We start from the raw sequence: 16,894 nt of genomic DNA, 5'->3' as shown, positions 1-16,894 counted from the left end.
TCCTGGGGAATATCGAATCTCATGGCTATGCCTCACCGTCGTCATTTTGTTCCGGCGAAAACTCGATGACTGCTTGCGTGGCGCCCGGCTCCACAACATCCGCAGGCTTCTGGCCGACAACGCGACGCACGTCGTAGTCGGCCAGCCGCGTGAAGCGGTTCATCTCTTTCTCCGCGGCCTCGCGCATCAGGAGGACCTTGGCGATGAGGTCGGGCGTGCGCTCCATATACTGGCCGTCGTTCTGCATGGCTATCGCTCCTCCTCATCCCCAAACTGCGCGAGGATTTCGCCGGATAGTTCGCTCTGCCCGGTATGGATTTCCTGATCGAGGTGGCGGAGCTTGCGGCCCGTGTCGCGCAGGAAGAACTTGCGCTCGATCCAGATGGCGATGCCGAGCAGATTGGCAAAGAGCAGAGCGCAGTAAAGCGCGATGCTCTTGAGGTAGCTGTGCAGAATCAAATTGCGCCAAGGCGTGAGGAACTGCATCTCACGCGTGAGCCAGAAGCCGAGCGCGAGAAAAATCAGCGTAGCGACAAATACAGCATTGGCGATCATGAGTGGTCCTTTCCGCCGCCGTCGAACGGGCGGCATCTCGACAGAAAAGCGGAGAGGCGAAAGCCCCTCCGCGAAAAGGCGGAACGGCGTTAGCCGTCCTCGCCGAAATCAACCAGCGCATCGGGCCGGTCCAGCCGCTGGATGCGGACTGCATGGACGGCATAGGTCGAGTGCTTGACCGGAAAGCGTTCTCCGGCAACGACCACGCCACGTTCCTGCTCCAGAGCGCGCAGCTCACCTTCGACTTCGAGGTAGTCGCCGCGCCTCATGCCACGCACCATGCCGCAGAAGAACGGGCCGGGGCAGATAATGCGATGGAAGTCGGTGCGCGGTATCCACTGGTTGTTGCCGAGGTCCCAGACACCGGAGACAGTCGCCAGCAGCAGGACCGCGAACGAATCATTCTGGATATGTTCGGATGAGGGAGCTTCAGCATCCTTAGCGAGAAAGCCCCTAAGCGTGACGCTATTGGCAAAGAGAGTCAGCATGTCACACCTCCCGTGAGGGAGGACAACGCCGCTTATGCGGCGTCATCCTCCGTGATGGGATCGGCGTCGAGGTTTTCACCCTTCGCCGGCGCAGGGAGCTTCTTCACGGTGTTGGCGCGCACTTCCTTGTCGCGGAAGGTGACCTTGACCTTGTTTTTGCCCTGCACGACTTCCTTCTCGTACTCGGTCGAGCGCAGCTCGCCTTCGACTTCCACGTAGTCGCCTTTCTTCAGGCCCTTCGCGTAGTCGGCGGGCTTGCCGAAGGCGACGATGCGGTGCCATTCGGTGTGGTTCACCCACTCGTGCTTCTGCTGGTCCTTGTAGCCGGACTTGGTGGCGATCGACAGAACGACGACTGCCTTCTGGCTCCGGGTGGCGAAGGACTCGGCGTCCTTGCCCAGATAACCTTTGACTGTGACGGTGTTGGTATAGAGTGCCATTGGAATTTCTCCTGTTTGGATTTGCCCTGTTCTTACTCGGGACACTCCTGCGCGAAGCGACGCGAGTGTGCCCCGCTCCCAAGGCCAAACGGCGCTTTTTCGGAAGGTTCGGAAAATCTTTTCGTCCGCGTTCTGTGCGGAGATTTGCCGAAAAGATTTTCTGAAAGCCGAAACCCTTTAGGGCGGCGCAGCCGAAGCAGAGCCGTGCCGTGCCGCAGGGCGCGGGATAAGCACCGAGCGAGTGACCGAGTGAGACATGGGAAAATCCGGGGGAGATGGCGCTCTAGGGAAACATCCGTCTGACGGTCTCGGGACAAGGATGCGTATGCTTCGCAACCTGGACGCCGGAGTCCTCGTGCTGTCGCGCTTCCGATTCGGCGTTGACCAGCGGGGAGTGGTTGAACCACGCTCGGCAGCCTTCCGCATCGTTGCCTGTCTGCTGACGTTGTGAGGGTCTGCTCCTGGGCGACCACCTGGAAGGCGAAGCTGCGCGTTCCGGGTATGGAGTGGATGCGGGCTGGGTGAAGGTCAAGGTCTTCTCTCTTCCGCAAGGGATGCGCCAATACGGTAAAGAAGCGGAGGCTCATGGCTCCCTCCTCGCGCCGCTCTCACGGAGGATCGCATCGACGGCTGCGATGCGTTGTCCGAGCCAGCGCATAACCGGGACAGCCATCGAGTTGCCGAGAGCCTTATAGCGAGGACCATCGGAGGCCAGCTTGCCGCGGTACTCGACGAGCGTGTAGTCGTCTGGAAATCCCTGCAATCGCTCGCACTCGCGCGGCGTTAGCCTCCGCACGGCCATCTGCTGCGTCATCACGCCATCGGGACGTCCACCTTCGCCTCCGCGTTGAAGCGTCCCGGCTACATCGATCGATGCCGTGAGTTCTCCAGACCAAGCGATGGACTGTTCCTGAAGCACAGCCGTGGTCGAGCTGTTCTCGATGCTGCCGGGAGCGCCGGTACGAAGACTCCCCGCGACTTCGGTGGATGAAGCAGAGCTTGCCGTCCCATCGCTGCCGTGGAGCGTGAACGCGACGGTGGCCGCATTCCGGCCTGTTGCATTCTGACTTGTTCCAAGCGAGGGCATTACATCGCCGGCCAGAACGTCACCGGACTGGTTCTGCGAAAATGCGATGGCTACCTGGCCGCCGCCGTTGGGATGGCTCGAATCGTGGCCCATGCCACGGAGTGTCGGTGCGACGTCGCTCGCATCGGCACCGGAGTCCTTTACAGAGAAGGCGACATAGCATTGCTGTTTCGCGCCTGGCTGCGCCGCCAACGCGCCGACTGTTCTGCCATCTCCGCCGTGCAGCCGCACCTCGTCGCGACAGTTCTGCGCAAAGGCGACAGCCTGAGCACCGCCGCTCTCCAATGTGTGAGCAATGTCCTTGGAGAAGCCGCTGCCGTTGGACTGGGTATGTGCGGTAAAGATGGCGACAGGCACTACGGGCGTTCCACGCCCGGTGCCGTCTTCGCTCCCGTCGAAGCCATCGGCTGAGAGCGAATGAGCGATCAAAGTCTCTGTCTCGAAGTCCTGTCGGCCCATGCCGCCAGCGTTCAGGCAATGGGATATTTCCTCCGTCGATGAAAGAATGCCGACGCCTAGCTGATTGCGGACGAAGCCATCCTTGCATCCCCTATCGAGGGTAGGAGCAGTGTCTGTGAGGCGACCGCCAGCAGGGCCGACTTCAACGCCGCTGGCAGCTCCTTGCCGCGTTTCTCGGCGCGGCGGAGGATACCCCGACAGGCCCGCGAACTCAAGAAATACTGCCGCGGGACCTCTCCAGTCTCCAAGATGTCCGACAACGAAGACGCGACGCCGTCGCTGGGGTACTCCGAAAAATCTAGCGTCCAGAACTCGGTAGGCGACCCCATACCCGCACTCGACCAACATGCCGAGGAAGGCTCCAAACGTCCGTCCTCCGTCGATTGACAGGACGCCGGGGACGTTCTCCCACACCAGCCAAGGGGGCCGGAGCCGATCAGCAAGTCGAGCAAACTCGATGGTGAGGTTGCCACGCGGGTCATCCAGTCCCGCTCGTTTACCGGCGACGGAGAAAGACTGGCAAGGTGTTCCTCCGGCCAGAAGGTCGATTGTTCCCACATCCTCTTTACCTATGCGAGTGAAATCCCCTGCGTTGATCACGTCGCCGCAGACAGGAAGAGCAACGATGTTGCGAATGGCTGCCGCGCGGCATTTGGCTTCTCTCCTGTCCGGCGCATCGGTCGGGCTGGGCATGAAGATGGGCCGCGATGTGCGATAGCGCGAGCGCAACAGCCAGCAGCAGAAGGGATCGATTTCGGCGAACATCGCTGGCTGCCAGCCGAGCGGTTGCCACGCAACCGAAACGGCCTCAATGCCGGAACACACGGAGATGTACCTCATGGTTGCATCTCCGGCATTTGCATAAATTGTGACTTGCAGACGGCTGTTGGAGTTAGATAAATATTGATATAATTGCTTGAATGGAAACGAAGCCCATTTTGTTCATTGGCAGCAGCCGGGACGATCTGCGGGAGTTTCCAGCGGAGGTCCGCAAGGCGCTGGGCGCTGAGCTTCTCCGGGTGCAGAACGGGCTGATGCCGGTTGACTTCAAACCAATGAAGGACGTGGGCAAAGGAGCCTATGAGATCCGGGTCCATATCAATGGAGCCTGGCGCGTGATTTATGTGGCGAAGTTCGCAGATGCCATTTACGTGCTTCACGCCTTCGAGAAGAAAACGCGGAAGACAAGTCAGAACGACCTGGAGCTTGCGAAACGGCGATACAAGCTGATTGGAGAATGACAAATGAAGAAGACCGACTCCCGTTGGGACGACAGCAGGATCACCAAAGGAAGCAGCAATATCTTTCTTGACCTCGGCTTTGATGAAGATGAAGCGGCCATCCTCAAGATGCGCACGGAGGTAATGATCCGGATCGAGAAACGCATCGCGGCCAAAGGCTGGACACAGGCAGTAGCCGCCAGAGAGTTGGGTATCTCGCAGCCGCGCGTTTCGAAGATCAAGCGCGGCGAATGGAAAGACTTCTCCCTGGATACGCTGCTGACCATCGCTTCGCGGCTTGGCCTTCGGCCTAAGCTCAAACTGGCTGCCTGAAAGAACTAGATCACTCATGCCGCACTCCGTGGTCCGCGCTTCCGCGCGCAGAGCACAGCGAGGGCACCCAGGATGTGCTCCATCGAGGTATTGCGGCCATACAGCACCATGTCTGCATAGCGGACGGGTGCGAGATCGCCGGCGCGGTCCACCAGCAACACGGGCACATGCAGATCCACTTCGAGCAGCCGATGAATCAACCTGCCTGCGAGGTCGCCCTGCTGCGCGTGGATCAGAATGCCGCAGACAAGCTCCGTATTGCCTGTCATCATGAGCGCTGCAGCGTTTCGGCTATCTTCGACTGCCGTGACATCGTAGGGATGGAGGCGCAGCGCGAAGGCCATCATCGAGAGCAGTTCGCGGTCGGCGCAGTAAAGCAGGATGGGTTTTTTCGGTCGCATGATTTTTAACTCCCGAACGCCTGGTCTTCGTGTACGTAGCTGATGACGAGGCCGAGCGGATTGGTGAGGAGCATGGCGTTCGGTACTGAATCGCGGAAGCTATAAATGACATTCGCGGTCCAGCGTTCCCTTCGCTGTTCGGCTCCATCGCCGGGTGAGCGGAAGACTTTCTCGAACTGAATCTGCGCGCTGTAAGGCGGCTGACGCAGGTCGATAAGATTGACGGCGTCGATCTCGATGTCCACGTCCGGCGCACTCGGATCGAGCAGGAATGTCTGCAAGGTCTTCTGCTGGTTAACCCGCTGAAGAGTGGCGGACTGCAACTGGCTGGAGAAGAAATCGAGCGACTGTGAGAAGTCCCGCTGCAATGTCGCGTGATTGCGGCCGTAGTAAAGCTGGCACCAGCGGGCAAGATAATATTTGCTCACGCGGTCAACGGGGATCTTCGAGAAATCGTCATAGTTCATTACCTGGCCGCGCCCGAGGTCCGAGATGGAGATGATCAGCGGCTTCATCCGGGAGGCAGCCGTCTCGGCTCGCCAGAGAAGCGTGAGCAAAGTGAGCACGACGACGGAGAGCACCAGCAGAGCAACCTTCAGGTAGGTGTTCGTGACCATCGACTCCGCATATAGCTCGATGAACTTGTGCCCGGCTTCCGACGTTTGAAACGAAGTATTCTTCATGGCGTTAGCTCCCCATGGGATTGATCCAGGTTCCGGCGTGGCCACTGAGAATCGCGCCTGTCAGCTCCGGTATCTTGGCCAGCCCGTAGATGCAGACCATAAGGGTGATAAAGAGGGCGGGCAGGACGGTCAACGCATTCGAGATGCTGATTTTGCCGATGACCTGAAACATCGCCGTGAGCACCTTGGCGAAGACATAGATAAAGGCCGAGGCGATGACCTGATAGAAGCTGAAGCCGATGAATGCCTTGAACCAGCCCCAAAAGAGCCAGTCCATCTTCGGCACGATGAAGAACGGGATGAAGATCGGCCCCAACAGCACGCAGACGGCGGATGCGACATAGCCGTAGGCGATGATCGCGAATGCCGTCGCCTGCATCGCCGCCAGCGCAATGGCCATGACGATAAAGGTCAGCGACTCGTGGAAGCTGAAGATACCGGGCGGGCTGCCGAGCTGCTCCTCGGCATTCACCACGGCATCGGCGATCTGCTGGGTCTGGTCGGACTCGATCTGTCCGGCGATCTGCAAGGTCTCCTGAGTGATCAGGTCGCTGAAGCTGTACCCGACGCCCGGAATTGGCGTCGAGTAGTAGGTCAGCATTCCAAGGCCGAACGAGATCAGAAGGATCAGGTCGGCAAATCGTGCAAAGTTGAAACCGCCGTGTCCGTGCGCGGCGGACAGGGCGGCCTTCACCCCGAACCAGACGATCAGGATCACTGCCAAGCCGCGAAACATATTCAGGCCCATCGCTTGAATGGCGGCGCTCTTGGTAGTGAGCAACTGGCTGATAGCCTGGCCGAGAAATGTGAATGGATTCTGATTCATCGTTACCTTCCATTCGTGCTCAGCGAAATCGACTGGATTGAATTGCTCACACCGCCGGTGACGCGCTGCATGGTGCTCGGAAAGTTCTGCTGGAAGTAAATCGCCTGGTTGATGAGCCGGTTCTGCTCGTCCATACGCTGCTTCTCGGCCAGAGTTTGCTGCGCAACGGACGCGGCAAGGATCTGGTTGGTGTCCTGCTGCGAATGGATTTGCAGGAGTGTGGCCGTGTTGATCTTGCCGAGCGCGGCCATCTCGGTTTGCTGGCTCGGATCGGTCGAATAGGTGTCCGATTCGAGGTTGGCGAGCTTTTGGGCGAAGGCCTCGGAGTTTGACCGCACAGTGCCTAGGGTGGACAGCGTACCGGTGATCGTGCCCTGGCCCAGCTCCGATGTGGCGTACTGATTTTTGATCGCCGCCTGCGTCAGCGAGTCTTGAGCAGCGAGGCTGCTGCCCGGATAGGTCTGCGGTTGGATCACCGCGTTGTTGTAGGCCGCCGTGGCGCGGCTCGGACTGCCGAGATTCAGGGCATCGATCCAGGCTGACGTGTTGCCGTAGGTGTTCGGGGCGGAAAGATTCGTCCACTGTGAGAAGTCGGACTTGTACCGCTGATACAGGTTCTGCGGCATCCGCGACATCTGGTAGGCGAGGTTGTACGCCTGAATGATCTGGTCGCGGGTTTGGTTGGCCGTCGTGTACATTTGCTGCAACTGCTTGAACTCCTCGACGGCGTTGGCATAGTTGCTCGCATCAAAGACCGCCCACTGCGCGTGCGCAGTTGGTGCGAGTAATGCGGAAAACACAAAAACAAGCCAGCAAAGCCTTCCTGATTTCATCGAATTCTCCATTTCGCCAGCCGTGGCCGGCTCAGTTATCGTTGGTGGTTGCGGTTCACCGCTCAGATGTTGGGCGGAATCGTGTGGTTCTCATACGCTGGCAGGAGCAAGTCCTGCGTCAGATAGACCTTGATCCGATGGCCCTCGCGAATGGTGAGAGTCGGCGGAACATTGATGAAGCGATCAAGGACGTGGGCGCTCTCCTGCGACAAACTCGATGCCACGCCTTGCCGGTACATATCGGAGCCGCTCTGGTTATAGCCGCCGTTGGTGGATGCTTCCGCCGTACCCGAGATGATGCCGAGCGCGATCGAAGCGCCGAAGACTTCGAGGTAGTGGTTGTTGACCTTGTCCTTCGGGCCGGTCTCGCCGACCTGGTCGAGGCCATGGAACTGATCGAGATCGACGGAGTAGCCGTCCGGCATCAGCATCCGGTGGAAGACAATCGCCAAGCGTTTCTGTCCGAAGCCAGAGACTTTCTGCACATCGCCAAGGATGAATGTCCCTTCGGGGATGAGCACGTGCTGTCGGTCCTGGCTGTAGACCGGGTTAGTGACCATGACCTTCACCGGGCCGGAGAATTCACCATCAAGGCGATTCACCAGTGCCGTGTCGATCGTCGTTCCCTCGAACAAGACGTAGGGCTGACCGTAGGCGGAGTTGACGCTCACTTCAGGTGCGCGCTTCGTGGGCGCTCCATTTTGTTGTGTCGCGCCAGCACTCTGTACAGCGGTCGCAGGAGCGCTCGTCGTCCGGTCCCCTTCCAAAGAGCACCCGAGCGCGAGCGATTGAGTGGCCGCCGAATGCGCAGTAGCATCACTGACGGGGACGAGGTTCGACGCGAAGCGCGCTTTGAAGTTCAAAGCACGCTCTGCGTCCTTCACTGGATCACGCGGCGGCTCGGTTGGGGGCTGGGAATTATTATTTGTGGTTGCGCCTGGCTGCGTCGCGCCGCCTGGTAGTGACGAAGCTCCAGCACCAGCAGCTTTCTGCGACTGCGCCTGTTGCTCGCTCTTCCGCTGTTCTTCCGTCAGGTCGCGTTTCAGGTCGTCGATGTTGCGCTGATTCGCGTCGCTGGAGAAGACCGCCGGAGCCGCGGCGCTCGGCTTCGCGGCAGGCTTGGCGCGATTGTTGGAGAACATCACTGCCAGCAGAATCAGTACCGCCAATCCGGCGATGACGTAAGCCTGGCTCTGCTTTGGCACAACGCCCTCCGGTTTCGGGCGCCGGTCGCGTAGCTCCGGGACCTCAGAGGACGGCGGCTCAACAGTATCTGCTGCAAGAGTCGGTTTTTCGGCTGTCATTGCCCTCTCCTACTGCGCCGCCCGCTCAAAGGCGAGCCGATGCTTGCCGATTTCGAGATAACCGTGGTCAATCACCTTGGGAATCACGTAGGTTCCGTCTTTCAATTGAAAGTTGATGAGGTCGGGCTTGCCGTCCTTGACCTCGTAGATCGAGAACTTTTCCGTGGCCGACGATTTGATGTAGGTGAACTGGCCGTCCTGGTACATAGCGGACACATTGAACGGCTTGTCGTTGCGATAGCTGTAATCGAACTTCAGGCTCTTCGTGGGATATTCCGCGCGGAACTGCTCGACGGCCTGCGCGGCGTGAGCCTGGGCGGCCTGAACCTGGGCCTGTGCTGCCACGACCTCCGATGCGGAAACAAACTTCGCCAAGCCGCTGACAGCGGCAACTGAAGAGGCGTCCGATGGCTCGATCACGACTTTGAGATCGGGATCGCCGGCCTCTACCTCGTCGAGCGTGAACGAGTACACGCTGCCCTTGTCGGTAATCAGGTTTAGATTCGAATGGATAGCTTCCTTGGCCGGATGCAGGAAACAGTAGTTGCCGGTGGCATCGATGATCCAGAAGTCCTTGTCGCCAGTGGCAACCTCCAGAATCTTCTCCGTCGCCGGAAGCTGAATGAGCGTCGTGTAGCGCATCTTGGCGCGCACACTGACGATGTCGTTCGTGTGGTACCTCACCACGCGGGCGGTCTGCTGGGCGAAGCCGCTCGTGGCCGCCAGCAACAGCAACGATGCGAAAATGCGTGTCTTCATCGGATTCCTTTCGTCTCCTTGGATTGGGGGTTGGGATAGTCCTGGGCAAGGCGCAGCAGTCCCTCCTCTGCGCCGTAGCGGGCGAAATACTCCTGCTTGCGCAGGTTGTCGCGGGCGTTGTTGGTAGCGACCCAGTAGCTGAGCGCATCGACTTCGAGCACCAGCTTCTTGGTACTGCCGGGTTGGATCAGCAATAGATCGCGTTTGGGTACAAGGCTTTCGAGCAGCTCAAGCTGTGTATCGTTGAACTGGAAGATTTCGGCGTACAGCTTGCGGTCGATGTTTGGGTTCGCAAGAAATATCTTTGTCGGGCATGACTCGTTGACGACGTGCAGCATCTCCGACGCCTGTAGCTCCACGACCGACTGCGTGGCCAGGATCATCGCTGCATTCTTCTTACGCCAGGTCTTCTCGGCTCGTGTGATCCAGTCGCGGATCGTGCGGTTCTTCAGGAAGATCCACGCCTCGTCGATGACGAAGGCCTTGAAGGTAGCGGCGTTCTCCGGCCTCTCGATCTCCGACGAAGCACGCTGTAATATATAGAAGAGCAAAGGTTCGAGGATGTCGGGATAATCGCTCCACCCGTCGAAGTTGAAGGTCTGGAAGCGCGAAAAGGTCAGCGTGTCTTCTGCGTTGTCGAACAGGTACCCGAATTGTCCAGTTTGCGTCCAACGATGGAGCCGCTCTCCCAGCGGCCCGAGAATGGACGCGAAGTTTGAGAGCGTGCGGATTTCCTGCGGCAGCTTATAGGCGCGCTCAATCGCGGCGAATAGTGCCTTCTCATCATCCGGTGTCAGTTCATAACGGCCATTGGCTTCGATCAGAACCCGCACAAACAGATACAGAAAGTTAAGATTCTCGTGCGTTGGGTCGAGTGAGAACGGATTGATGGTGAAACCGGGATTCTTCAATCCGACGTTCAGGTATGTCCCGCCGAAGCCGCGCGTCAGCGTCTCGTAGCTGCCGCCAAGATCAAAGATGAATGTCAGTGGCTGATATTTCTGTAGCGACTGGATCAGGAAGTTCAACGTGAAGCTCTTGCCCGTGCCGGTCGCGCCGAGCACCAGGGTGTGCGCCACATCGCCACTGTGGAGATTCAGATAGTAGGGCGCACCGTGCGCGGTTTCGAGGACGGCAAGAAACTCCCGCTCCAGGTGGGCGTTCCATGTCTTGCCGGTATCGACGGTGAATAGAAAAGACAGGTCGGCGTAATTCGAGTTCAGCGCCCACTGCTTGCGGAGATTGAACTGCCGGTTGCCGGGTACGGTGGCAAAGTATGCATTGAGCAGGTTGTAGCGTTCTTCGTACAGCAGGCCATCGTGCGTGGTGAACAGTTTCTGGAAATCCGCAATGGCGTGCTCCACCTTCAGACGGTCCTCGTCGTAGATCACGACCGAGAGCGTGAACTCGCCGAACGACTTTCCTTCCATGCCGAGTGCCGTCAGCGCATCGCCCAACTCGGCGACGGCGGCCTCCTTCGAGTCATCCACCAGTTCGTCGCGCGGCCCGGCGTTCTGGTGGTCTTGAAGATTGGAGAGAAAGCTGGTTTTGGAGTTGTGGTAGTGGCGGCGGCGCTTATTGATCTCCTTGCGGGCCACCGCATTCTCGACGGAGTGCCACTCGGTCACAACATGGAAGTTCGCAGGGATGTCCAGCAGCCCGTTTAGTAATAAAGGATGCGTCTCGCTCGGCAACTCTTTCAGCGTCAGGACGCGAACGAAGTAGTCGTCCAGACGCAAGTAACCGCGATGGGCCTCCAGCTCCGAATCACACACCTGCCAGTCGAGGAAGCGCGGCCCGTGCAGCCGCGCATCCTGAATCTTGGAGGGGCGGAAGTTGACGAGACGCCGGACAAGCCGGAAGGTCTTCTCCGCCCCTAGCAGCTCGACCTGCGTCAGGTCGCTGAGCTGCCCACTCAAACTCTGGATCTTCTGTTGGAGCAAGAGCCGGTCGCGCTCGATCTGCTCATAGAGCAATGTCCGTTGCTGGTTGCTGGCAAAGAGTGTCTTGATTCGTTCGACGGAACGGAGCGGATCGCGCGGAAGCTGTGAGAGCGCCTGCAGGAAGCCGTTCTTGGCATAGTTGCCATCTATCATCACCACCCAGAAGATCTCGACTGAGTAGAGCCGGTCGGCCTTCGACCGGAGAAACTCGGCGCGCTGTTCCACGGCTGCGCTTACCAGGGGGTTCTCGTAATCCGCGTGCGCAATCTCAGGCTGGTTGTGCTTGAACATGATCTGATAGAGCCGCGTCTTGTCATCGAGGCTGCGGAAGGCGGCTTCCAGGCGCTTCACTGCACAATCCCGTCCGGAGTGGTCGAGGCTTTCGTAATCAATCCCGCCGATCTTGAGCACCGCCCCGAGGTCGCCGGATTTGGTCAGAAACGCGTGTTCGTCCCAGAAGCCGTACAGGTTGATATGCGCCTGCAACGATCCGGCTTCTTTCCAGTCTTTCGTGATGTGCTCAACCTTGAACATCGTGCCTCGCGATTCGTATCTCTACCGGCTGCCATTTCATCGGGTCATAGCGCCTGCGGAACTTGGTAGAATTCAGCAGCACCGGCAGGATCTCCACGTCATACTTGGTCGCCCGCTGCGCGGCAATCACGCCCACCACAAAGAGCAGAATTCCGCCGAACAGCGAATGCATGAGCGAAAAGATCGCGCCTCCTGAGATCAACGCGACAAAAAACAGCCGCCGTTCTGCCCCGAGGATGGTCAACGGGCGGTTCATCGCCTTGAACACCTTGCTGTGCCGATACTCCTGTCGTGAACCGCCCTTTGCCATGGCGCATCACCTCCTTTTCTGCTGGTTTATGGGAACAGCCACGCCATGAAGTTCACGGCTCCAATGGCCATGCCGACGCCGAAGACGATTCCGGCGAGCATGCGCTTGGACTGGCCTTCGCCATAGGCGAACATCAGGCCGCCGACGACGATGGCCACCAGCGAAAGCCCGGTGGCGATGGGACCGGTGAAGGCGGTCTTAAGGACGTTGACTGCGTTTTCCCATGGAGAACTGCCGGTGCCTTGGGCGTTGGCGGCGGACGGGATCAGGAGATCGAGCAGCAGTAGAGGGACGAACTTTCGTAGGCGCGTCCATGAGAAGCGGAAGTTGGTTTTAGTGGTGTGGTCTGGCTGCATTGGGCTGAAACTCCTCCGTTCAGTTCGCAACCATCGCGGGCTGCGTGACTGGGAGAAGCTAAGCCAGAATTGCGGAGGTGATTTATATCTTCTTGGGCGGATTTATTCCATTTAGATATAAGTCGCTGAGGGCCTTCCGGATGGGGGCTTAAAGCGCGAGGCAGGGCTCGCGCCATGCCCGTGGGGTGGGATCAAGAAGTCTCCCGCGCTAGCAGGAATCTCTAGCTGGGCGGGATCACGGACGTGGCGGGAGCTCGAAAAAAGCTTGTGGACAATTCCGGAGATTCCGCTTCCCCCTGCTACTCACCCCCGGCCTGCCCGGCCCCGGTTTCCAGAGTTGACAGGAGCAGTGAATATGTGAAACTTTTCATATGCAATCAGTGTCATATCATTTGGAGGTTATCTTGGAGGCCAGACTTTATCGTGAGTTCTTCCGCGCTCTCTCCAACCAGACCCGTTTCTCAATTGTGCAATTGCTTAGAGATAAGCCGCACTATGTGAACGAGATGGTCGAAAAGCTCGGGATCGAGCAGAGCCGTATTTCGCACAATTTGGCCTGCCTGCTGAATTGCGGATTTGTGGAATGGGCATGGAATGGCAAGAACAAAGTCTATCGGCTCAATTCGGACCTCCGACCAGTCCTCACCGGAATTGAGAAACACCTTGCGAAATATGCTCCCGCCTTGGATAGCTGCGAAACGTTAGAGAGCGAATCGAAGCGAGTTGTAGTGATCACCAAAGCGAATGAACTCGGAGTCCGTAGCCGGACGCTTGGGAGAAAAGGAAAATGAAGGACAAGGCCTTTATCGGAGCATCGTTGATGGCAGGGATTGCAGCCAGCCTCTGCTGCATCCTGCCCATTGTGTTTGCACTGGCAGGAGCTGGAATCGTGGGCGCATCAGCGTTCTTCGCCGCTTGGCGCCCTTACTTGTTGCGAATTACGTTCCTGTTGTTGGGACTGGGATTCTACTTCGCTTACCGCAAACCGAAGCAAGCTTGCGAACCGGGATCAGTATGCGAAAAACCGGCGACAAACAGGAGAGGTCGCATCGGGTTGTGGATCGCTACGGCGGTCGTGCTCATCGTGGCGGCGTTTCCCTATTATTCGGGACCCGTTGCCGAGTTGCTCCTGTCGAGCAAAGCTCCGGAAACGACGGCCGCCGCGCCACGCGCTGACCGTGCCAGCTTTGCCGTCGAAGGCATGGATTGCACAGCCTGCGCGACGGCCATCCAGAAAAAACTAAAGGATCTAAACGGTGTTCAGAGCGCCATCGTCTCATACGAACAGAAACGGGCGACGGTCGAGTTCGATGCCGGCAAGGTCACCATCGCGCAGCTTGAACAAGCTATTCAAGACGCGGGCTACCGCGCCCATCCGATCCAAGGAGGAGAACACATCTAATGAAATCACTTACTACGCTGTTTCTTTTGCTTCTTTTTGCTGGCTCTGCCTTCGCCAAAGATGTGAAGACGGAGATCAAGGTCAGCGGTATGACCTGTGGCGCATGCGCCGTCAGTGTCAAGAGCGCATTAACGAAAGTCAAAGGCGTAAAAAGGGCCGACGTCAGTCACGAAAAGGGACTCGCGACTGTTGTGTACGATGACGAACAGACCAATGAGCAACAACTCCGCGAAGCCATCAATAAGACGGGATTCAAAGAATCGAGTCAGGAGAAAAAGTAATGTCCGGTTGCTGTTCGACGACGAAGGACGGAACATGCTCGCCGCCGACGAGCATGCCAGAGGTCTGCCCCTCATGTGGCAAAAAGGGGAAGGCTGTAGCGGTGTTGACTGTCAAGAGCCTGGTTCGAGATCACACGCGCGTGCCGGCATCGGTGGCCTATTCCTTTTGCCGCACGGCGGACTGTGAGGTTGTTTATTTCTCCGATCAAGCCGTGTTTAACAAACCGGATCTGAAAGTGCGAGTGGGAAACAAGGAGACGGCGGATCCAATTCCGCTCTGCTATTGCTTCGACTACAGCCGCGAAGACATCCGCCGGGATATCGAGGCCAACGGTAAAACCTCGGTGCAGGACGAGATCAAGGCCGAGGTGCAAGGCGGTTTTTGTGCCTGCGAGGTCAAGAATCCCAGCGGGACTTGCTGCCTGGGCGACATTACGCGCGCCATTCAAGAAGCGAAGAAACGTGTGGCTGAGACGCTTCCTGCGTCTCGTTGAGCTGCACTGCCCATCAACCCCGGAGTCAAATCAAGTCCGCGGGAGAACTCAAGTCGTGAAAAAACAATTCGATCTCATTGTAATCGGGACTGGCTCGGCAGCTTCGACGGTCGCCCACGAGTGCCGTTCCGCCGGCTGGGACGTCGCCATCATTGATTCGCGCCCTTTCGGAGGAACGTGCGCCTTGCGGGGATGCGATCCCAAGAAAGTGCTCGTAGGTGTAGCTGAAGTCGTCGATTGGGTTCAGAGGATGAACGGGCGAGGCGTCCGCTCTGAGAACACGCGAATCGACTGGTCAGAATTGATGCGGTTCAAGCGCTCGTTCACCGATCCTGTACCGAAAAACAGCGAGCGAAGCTTTGCCAAGGCAGGTGTTGCAGCCTTCCGGGGCGCGCACGCTTCGTGGACTCCACAGCCGTCGGGGTTGGAGAGGACGTATTAGAAGGCCGCAAGGTAGTTGTTGCTGCCGGGGCGATGCCGCGGAAGTTGGGTATTCCTGGAGAGCAATACGTCACTACAAGCGATCGGTTTCTAGAGCTAGAAGAATTACCTCGACGCATCGTTTTCATTGGTGGCGGATACATCTCTTTCGAATTCGCTCATGTTGCGGCACGGGCAGGGGCCGAAGTCACGATTCTGCACCGTGGGCAGCACCCCTTGGAGGTATTTGATCCCGATCTGGTCGGGCAATTGGTGGAGAGGACGAAACGACTCGGCGTAGGAGTGGAAGTCGGAAAGGCAGTCGTGTCGGTCGAGAAATCCGATGACAAGCTTTCGGTCCATGTTTCAACGGTCGGCGAACGAGAGGTGTTTGAGGCGGATTTGGTGGTTCACGGCGCCGGTCGTGTTCCGGAGATTGACGATTTGAATCTCGCCGCCGCTGGCGTTCAGACGGAAGAGCGCGGCGTCAGTGTGAATGAGTATCTACAAAGCATCTCGAATCCAGCTGTCTACGCCGCTGGTGATGCCGCTGCGAGTGGCTTGCCGCCGCTCACGCCGATTATCCCTTGTCCTCACTCGTTCTGCTTGCCGTCGGACGAAAGTTTCGCCAGAACGGCCAGGCAATCCCATCGCATCCACGTACCCTTCCTACGGGTTCAGCCAGTCGGCGAATTTGTAAAGACTTGTTAAGAGGCCTACACGCGACCCCGAAACCAGAGAGGACAGTCGACTTACGTGGGGTGATCCTCGCATCGCCGGTCACAAAATAGTGTGACAAAGAGCCGAGCCCACGTATCATATACAGGAAGATGTTCCGGCGCTGGCACAGGATCGCTGCTTTAGTCATACTGCTTTGGGCAGTAGTGGACATGAGTGTGCCCTCGCTTTGCGAGGCCGATAACGACCTCTTTCCCATTCCTCAACAGCAGTCCAATATCTCAGTTGACTCCAATCACGGATCCCACCCAAGCGCTCCGGCGTCCGAGGACGACTGCTTCTGCTGCTCATCGCATGTTTCTCCAACTCAGCACTTCGAGTTTTCGACAGTTGCGGTCATCGAAAAATACGTCGTCGCTGCTCCACAGGTGCGGATCCTAGAATTCGCTGAACCTCATTATCACCCTCCTCGCACGTAGTCTGAGTTCGTCCTGACCTCTTCGGGATGAATGTCCCGTACTGGTCGCAACAAGGACTTTTTTGAACCGGACTAAAACCTATGTTTACCAAGAAGCGCGTCATCGCAGACGCGGGCCACTTCTCATCGGAGTGGGCTCCCGTCGTACTGCGATTCTTTCAACTATTTGTCGGAGACCAGGCGACAGCAGAAGCGTTGACGATCGATACCCTAGCAGAGCACGTTCGTAATTCGGGCGTTGACTCGGACGGTGACGTCGTTGTGCCGTTGCTGCGCCGTGCGCTCACCAAGGGTGTTGCCTCAGCTCCGCTGAATCCACGGTCCACTGATCCTCTTGTTCTGGCAATCACCCGGGTTGAGCCAATGCGCAGGGCCGTGATTGTACTCTTCCGCGGTTTGTCATTGGATCTGGATGTAGTTGCCAAGATCACCGGCCAAGACAGAATTCACGCACGCCGAACTTGCGCTGAAGCGTTAGAGGAACTGCATCAGCGACTTTCATCTGCGGCTCCGACCCTGCGACCGGCGAGCTCTAACCCATCCGATACCTGGGAGGCGAAATGAATGTCCGCCTGAGCCACTCGGCTGGAGAACGAAGCGAACCCTGGCA

The 16,894-nt window shown here is 58.1% G+C and carries 24 protein-coding genes; 10 read left to right on the top strand and 14 right to left on the bottom strand.

Annotated features, from left to right (window positions below; genetic code table 11):
• Positions 1 to 25: 25 nt before the first annotated feature.
• From ROO76_12575 to ROO76_12560, 4 genes are all read right to left on the bottom strand, one after another.
• Positions 26 to 247 (bottom strand): hypothetical protein, encoded by a 222-nt coding sequence (locus tag ROO76_12575; GenBank protein MDT8068990.1) that lies wholly within the window; start codon positions 245 to 247, stop codon positions 26 to 28.
• 2 nt (positions 248 to 249) lie between these two features.
• Positions 250 to 555 carry a hypothetical protein gene (locus ROO76_12570; protein ID MDT8068989.1) on the bottom strand — a complete coding sequence of 102 codons (306 nt, stop codon included), beginning with the start codon at positions 553 to 555 and terminating at the stop codon, positions 250 to 252.
• A gap of 89 nt (positions 556 to 644) precedes the next feature.
• The gene (locus ROO76_12565; GenBank protein MDT8068988.1) at positions 645 to 1,043 is read right to left on the bottom strand and encodes a hypothetical protein; all 399 of its coding nucleotides are present in this window, start codon (positions 1,041 to 1,043) and stop codon (positions 645 to 647) included.
• Positions 1,044 to 1,075: 32 nt separating this feature from the next.
• Positions 1,076 to 1,483 carry a single-stranded DNA-binding protein gene (locus tag ROO76_12560; protein ID MDT8068987.1) on the bottom strand — a complete coding sequence of 136 codons (408 nt, stop codon included), beginning with the start codon at positions 1,481 to 1,483 and terminating at the stop codon, positions 1,076 to 1,078.
• Between the two features lie 325 nt (positions 1,484 to 1,808).
• Here ROO76_12560 and ROO76_12555 point away from each other — a divergent pair, with 325 nt between their 5' ends.
• Positions 1,809 to 1,934, top strand: a complete 126-nt coding sequence (locus ROO76_12555) for a hypothetical protein (GenBank protein MDT8068986.1) — start codon at positions 1,809 to 1,811, stop codon at positions 1,932 to 1,934.
• Positions 1,935 to 2,066: 132 nt separating this feature from the next.
• On the opposite strand, the gene dcm is transcribed toward ROO76_12555, so the two are convergent.
• Positions 2,067 to 3,869, bottom strand: a complete 1,803-nt coding sequence (gene dcm / locus ROO76_12550) for a DNA (cytosine-5-)-methyltransferase (GenBank protein ID MDT8068985.1) — start codon at positions 3,867 to 3,869, stop codon at positions 2,067 to 2,069.
• An 80-nt stretch (positions 3,870 to 3,949) separates the two neighbouring features.
• On the opposite strand from dcm, the gene ROO76_12545 reads away from it, so the two are divergent.
• Positions 3,950 to 4,270 carry a type II toxin-antitoxin system RelE/ParE family toxin gene (locus tag ROO76_12545; GenBank protein ID MDT8068984.1) on the top strand — a complete coding sequence of 107 codons (321 nt, stop codon included), beginning with the start codon at positions 3,950 to 3,952 and terminating at the stop codon, positions 4,268 to 4,270.
• Positions 4,271 to 4,273: 3 nt separating this feature from the next.
• On the top strand, positions 4,274 to 4,582 hold the full coding sequence (locus ROO76_12540) for an XRE family transcriptional regulator (protein ID MDT8068983.1): 309 nt from the start codon (positions 4,274 to 4,276) through the stop codon (positions 4,580 to 4,582).
• A 14-nt stretch (positions 4,583 to 4,596) separates the two neighbouring features.
• On the opposite strand, the gene ROO76_12535 is transcribed toward ROO76_12540, so the two are convergent.
• The 9 genes from ROO76_12535 to ROO76_12495 form a co-directional block, all read right to left on the bottom strand.
• The gene (locus ROO76_12535; protein MDT8068982.1) at positions 4,597 to 4,983 is read right to left on the bottom strand and encodes a hypothetical protein; all 387 of its coding nucleotides are present in this window, start codon (positions 4,981 to 4,983) and stop codon (positions 4,597 to 4,599) included.
• A gap of 5 nt (positions 4,984 to 4,988) precedes the next feature.
• Complete coding sequence (locus ROO76_12530; GenBank protein MDT8068981.1) at positions 4,989 to 5,666, bottom strand: VirB8/TrbF family protein; 678 nt, start codon at positions 5,664 to 5,666, stop codon at positions 4,989 to 4,991.
• 4 nt (positions 5,667 to 5,670) lie between these two features.
• Positions 5,671 to 6,492 (bottom strand): type IV secretion system protein, encoded by an 822-nt coding sequence (locus ROO76_12525; protein ID MDT8068980.1) that lies wholly within the window; start codon positions 6,490 to 6,492, stop codon positions 5,671 to 5,673.
• A gap of 2 nt (positions 6,493 to 6,494) precedes the next feature.
• Positions 6,495 to 7,325 carry a hypothetical protein gene (locus ROO76_12520; protein MDT8068979.1) on the bottom strand — a complete coding sequence of 277 codons (831 nt, stop codon included), beginning with the start codon at positions 7,323 to 7,325 and terminating at the stop codon, positions 6,495 to 6,497.
• Between the two features lie 62 nt (positions 7,326 to 7,387).
• Positions 7,388 to 8,629, bottom strand: coding sequence for a TrbI/VirB10 family protein (locus tag ROO76_12515; protein ID MDT8068978.1), 1,242 nt, complete (start codon positions 8,627 to 8,629; stop codon positions 7,388 to 7,390).
• Positions 8,630 to 8,638: 9 nt separating this feature from the next.
• Positions 8,639 to 9,388: a TrbG/VirB9 family P-type conjugative transfer protein gene (locus ROO76_12510; protein ID MDT8068977.1), complete on the bottom strand. Its 750-nt coding sequence runs from the start codon at positions 9,386 to 9,388 to the stop codon at positions 8,639 to 8,641.
• Positions 9,385 to 11,865: a DUF87 domain-containing protein gene (locus ROO76_12505; GenBank protein ID MDT8068976.1), complete on the bottom strand. Its 2,481-nt coding sequence runs from the start codon at positions 11,863 to 11,865 to the stop codon at positions 9,385 to 9,387. The genes ROO76_12510 and ROO76_12505 overlap by 4 nt, the downstream gene beginning before the upstream one ends.
• On the bottom strand, positions 11,852 to 12,175 hold the full coding sequence (locus ROO76_12500; GenBank protein ID MDT8068975.1) for a VirB3 family type IV secretion system protein: 324 nt from the start codon (positions 12,173 to 12,175) through the stop codon (positions 11,852 to 11,854). Before ROO76_12500 ends, ROO76_12505 begins: the two co-directional genes overlap by 14 nt.
• Positions 12,176 to 12,201: 26 nt before the next feature.
• The gene (locus ROO76_12495) at positions 12,202 to 12,531 is read right to left on the bottom strand and encodes a TrbC/VirB2 family protein (GenBank protein MDT8068974.1); all 330 of its coding nucleotides are present in this window, start codon (positions 12,529 to 12,531) and stop codon (positions 12,202 to 12,204) included.
• A gap of 404 nt (positions 12,532 to 12,935) precedes the next feature.
• On the opposite strand from ROO76_12495, the gene ROO76_12490 reads away from it, so the two are divergent.
• The 7 genes from ROO76_12490 to ROO76_12460 all read left to right on the top strand — a co-directional run bounded on the left by ROO76_12490 (position 12,936) and on the right by ROO76_12460 (position 16,848).
• A complete protein-coding gene (locus ROO76_12490; GenBank protein MDT8068973.1) occupies positions 12,936 to 13,322 on the top strand; it encodes a metalloregulator ArsR/SmtB family transcription factor in 387 nt (128 codons plus the stop codon).
• The gene (locus tag ROO76_12485) at positions 13,319 to 13,933 is read left to right on the top strand and encodes a mercuric transporter MerT family protein (GenBank protein ID MDT8068972.1); all 615 of its coding nucleotides are present in this window, start codon (positions 13,319 to 13,321) and stop codon (positions 13,931 to 13,933) included. The genes ROO76_12490 and ROO76_12485 overlap by 4 nt, the downstream gene beginning before the upstream one ends.
• Positions 13,933 to 14,214 carry a heavy-metal-associated domain-containing protein gene (locus ROO76_12480; GenBank protein ID MDT8068971.1) on the top strand — a complete coding sequence of 94 codons (282 nt, stop codon included), beginning with the start codon at positions 13,933 to 13,935 and terminating at the stop codon, positions 14,212 to 14,214. Before ROO76_12485 ends, ROO76_12480 begins: the two co-directional genes overlap by 1 nt.
• The gene (locus ROO76_12475; protein ID MDT8068970.1) at positions 14,214 to 14,708 is read left to right on the top strand and encodes a hypothetical protein; all 495 of its coding nucleotides are present in this window, start codon (positions 14,214 to 14,216) and stop codon (positions 14,706 to 14,708) included. Before ROO76_12480 ends, ROO76_12475 begins: the two co-directional genes overlap by 1 nt.
• A gap of 55 nt (positions 14,709 to 14,763) precedes the next feature.
• Positions 14,764 to 15,150, top strand: coding sequence for an FAD-dependent oxidoreductase (locus tag ROO76_12470; GenBank protein MDT8068969.1), 387 nt, complete (start codon positions 14,764 to 14,766; stop codon positions 15,148 to 15,150).
• A complete protein-coding gene (locus ROO76_12465; GenBank protein MDT8068968.1) occupies positions 15,111 to 15,839 on the top strand; it encodes an FAD-dependent oxidoreductase in 729 nt (242 codons plus the stop codon). Before ROO76_12470 ends, ROO76_12465 begins: the two co-directional genes overlap by 40 nt.
• A gap of 526 nt (positions 15,840 to 16,365) precedes the next feature.
• Positions 16,366 to 16,848, top strand: a complete 483-nt coding sequence (locus ROO76_12460; protein ID MDT8068967.1) for a hypothetical protein — start codon at positions 16,366 to 16,368, stop codon at positions 16,846 to 16,848.
• Positions 16,849 to 16,894 lie beyond the last annotated feature (46 nt).

The sequence above is a fragment of the Terriglobia bacterium genome, assembly GCA_032252755.1.
In the GTDB taxonomy this organism is placed as follows: domain Bacteria; phylum Acidobacteriota; class Terriglobia; order Terriglobales; family Acidobacteriaceae; genus JAVUPY01.
Note: the sequence above shows the minus strand (reverse complement) of the source record. Positions and strands in the feature narration are given on the sequence as shown.

Bases quoted from the DNA above. Each gene is read 5' to 3' on its own strand.
- ROO76_12575 (MDT8068990.1), bottom strand. From the start codon at position 247: ATGCAGAACGACGGCCAGTATATGGAGCGCACGCCCGACCTCATCGCC.
- ROO76_12570 (MDT8068989.1), bottom strand. From the start codon at position 555: ATGATCGCCAATGCTGTATTTGTCGCTACGCTGATTTTTCTCGCGCTC.
- ROO76_12565 (MDT8068988.1), bottom strand. From the start codon at position 1,043: ATGCTGACTCTCTTTGCCAATAGCGTCACGCTTAGGGGCTTTCTCGCT.
- ROO76_12560 (MDT8068987.1), bottom strand. From the start codon at position 1,483: ATGGCACTCTATACCAACACCGTCACAGTCAAAGGTTATCTGGGCAAG.
- ROO76_12555 (MDT8068986.1), top strand. From the start codon at position 1,809: ATGCTTCGCAACCTGGACGCCGGAGTCCTCGTGCTGTCGCGCTTCCGA.
- dcm (MDT8068985.1), bottom strand. From the start codon at position 3,869: ATGAGGTACATCTCCGTGTGTTCCGGCATTGAGGCCGTTTCGGTTGCG.
- ROO76_12545 (MDT8068984.1), top strand. From the start codon at position 3,950: ATGGAAACGAAGCCCATTTTGTTCATTGGCAGCAGCCGGGACGATCTG.
- ROO76_12540 (MDT8068983.1), top strand. From the start codon at position 4,274: ATGAAGAAGACCGACTCCCGTTGGGACGACAGCAGGATCACCAAAGGA.
- ROO76_12535 (MDT8068982.1), bottom strand. From the start codon at position 4,983: ATGCGACCGAAAAAACCCATCCTGCTTTACTGCGCCGACCGCGAACTG.
- ROO76_12530 (MDT8068981.1), bottom strand. From the start codon at position 5,666: ATGAAGAATACTTCGTTTCAAACGTCGGAAGCCGGGCACAAGTTCATC.
- ROO76_12525 (MDT8068980.1), bottom strand. From the start codon at position 6,492: ATGAATCAGAATCCATTCACATTTCTCGGCCAGGCTATCAGCCAGTTG.
- ROO76_12520 (MDT8068979.1), bottom strand. From the start codon at position 7,325: ATGAAATCAGGAAGGCTTTGCTGGCTTGTTTTTGTGTTTTCCGCATTA.
- ROO76_12515 (MDT8068978.1), bottom strand. From the start codon at position 8,629: ATGACAGCCGAAAAACCGACTCTTGCAGCAGATACTGTTGAGCCGCCG.
- ROO76_12510 (MDT8068977.1), bottom strand. From the start codon at position 9,388: ATGAAGACACGCATTTTCGCATCGTTGCTGTTGCTGGCGGCCACGAGC.
- ROO76_12505 (MDT8068976.1), bottom strand. From the start codon at position 11,865: ATGTTCAAGGTTGAGCACATCACGAAAGACTGGAAAGAAGCCGGATCG.
- ROO76_12500 (MDT8068975.1), bottom strand. From the start codon at position 12,175: ATGGCAAAGGGCGGTTCACGACAGGAGTATCGGCACAGCAAGGTGTTC.
- ROO76_12495 (MDT8068974.1), bottom strand. From the start codon at position 12,531: ATGCAGCCAGACCACACCACTAAAACCAACTTCCGCTTCTCATGGACG.
- ROO76_12485 (MDT8068972.1), top strand. From the start codon at position 13,319: ATGAAGGACAAGGCCTTTATCGGAGCATCGTTGATGGCAGGGATTGCA.
- ROO76_12480 (MDT8068971.1), top strand. From the start codon at position 13,933: ATGAAATCACTTACTACGCTGTTTCTTTTGCTTCTTTTTGCTGGCTCT.
- ROO76_12475 (MDT8068970.1), top strand. From the start codon at position 14,214: ATGTCCGGTTGCTGTTCGACGACGAAGGACGGAACATGCTCGCCGCCG.
- ROO76_12460 (MDT8068967.1), top strand. From the start codon at position 16,366: ATGTTTACCAAGAAGCGCGTCATCGCAGACGCGGGCCACTTCTCATCG.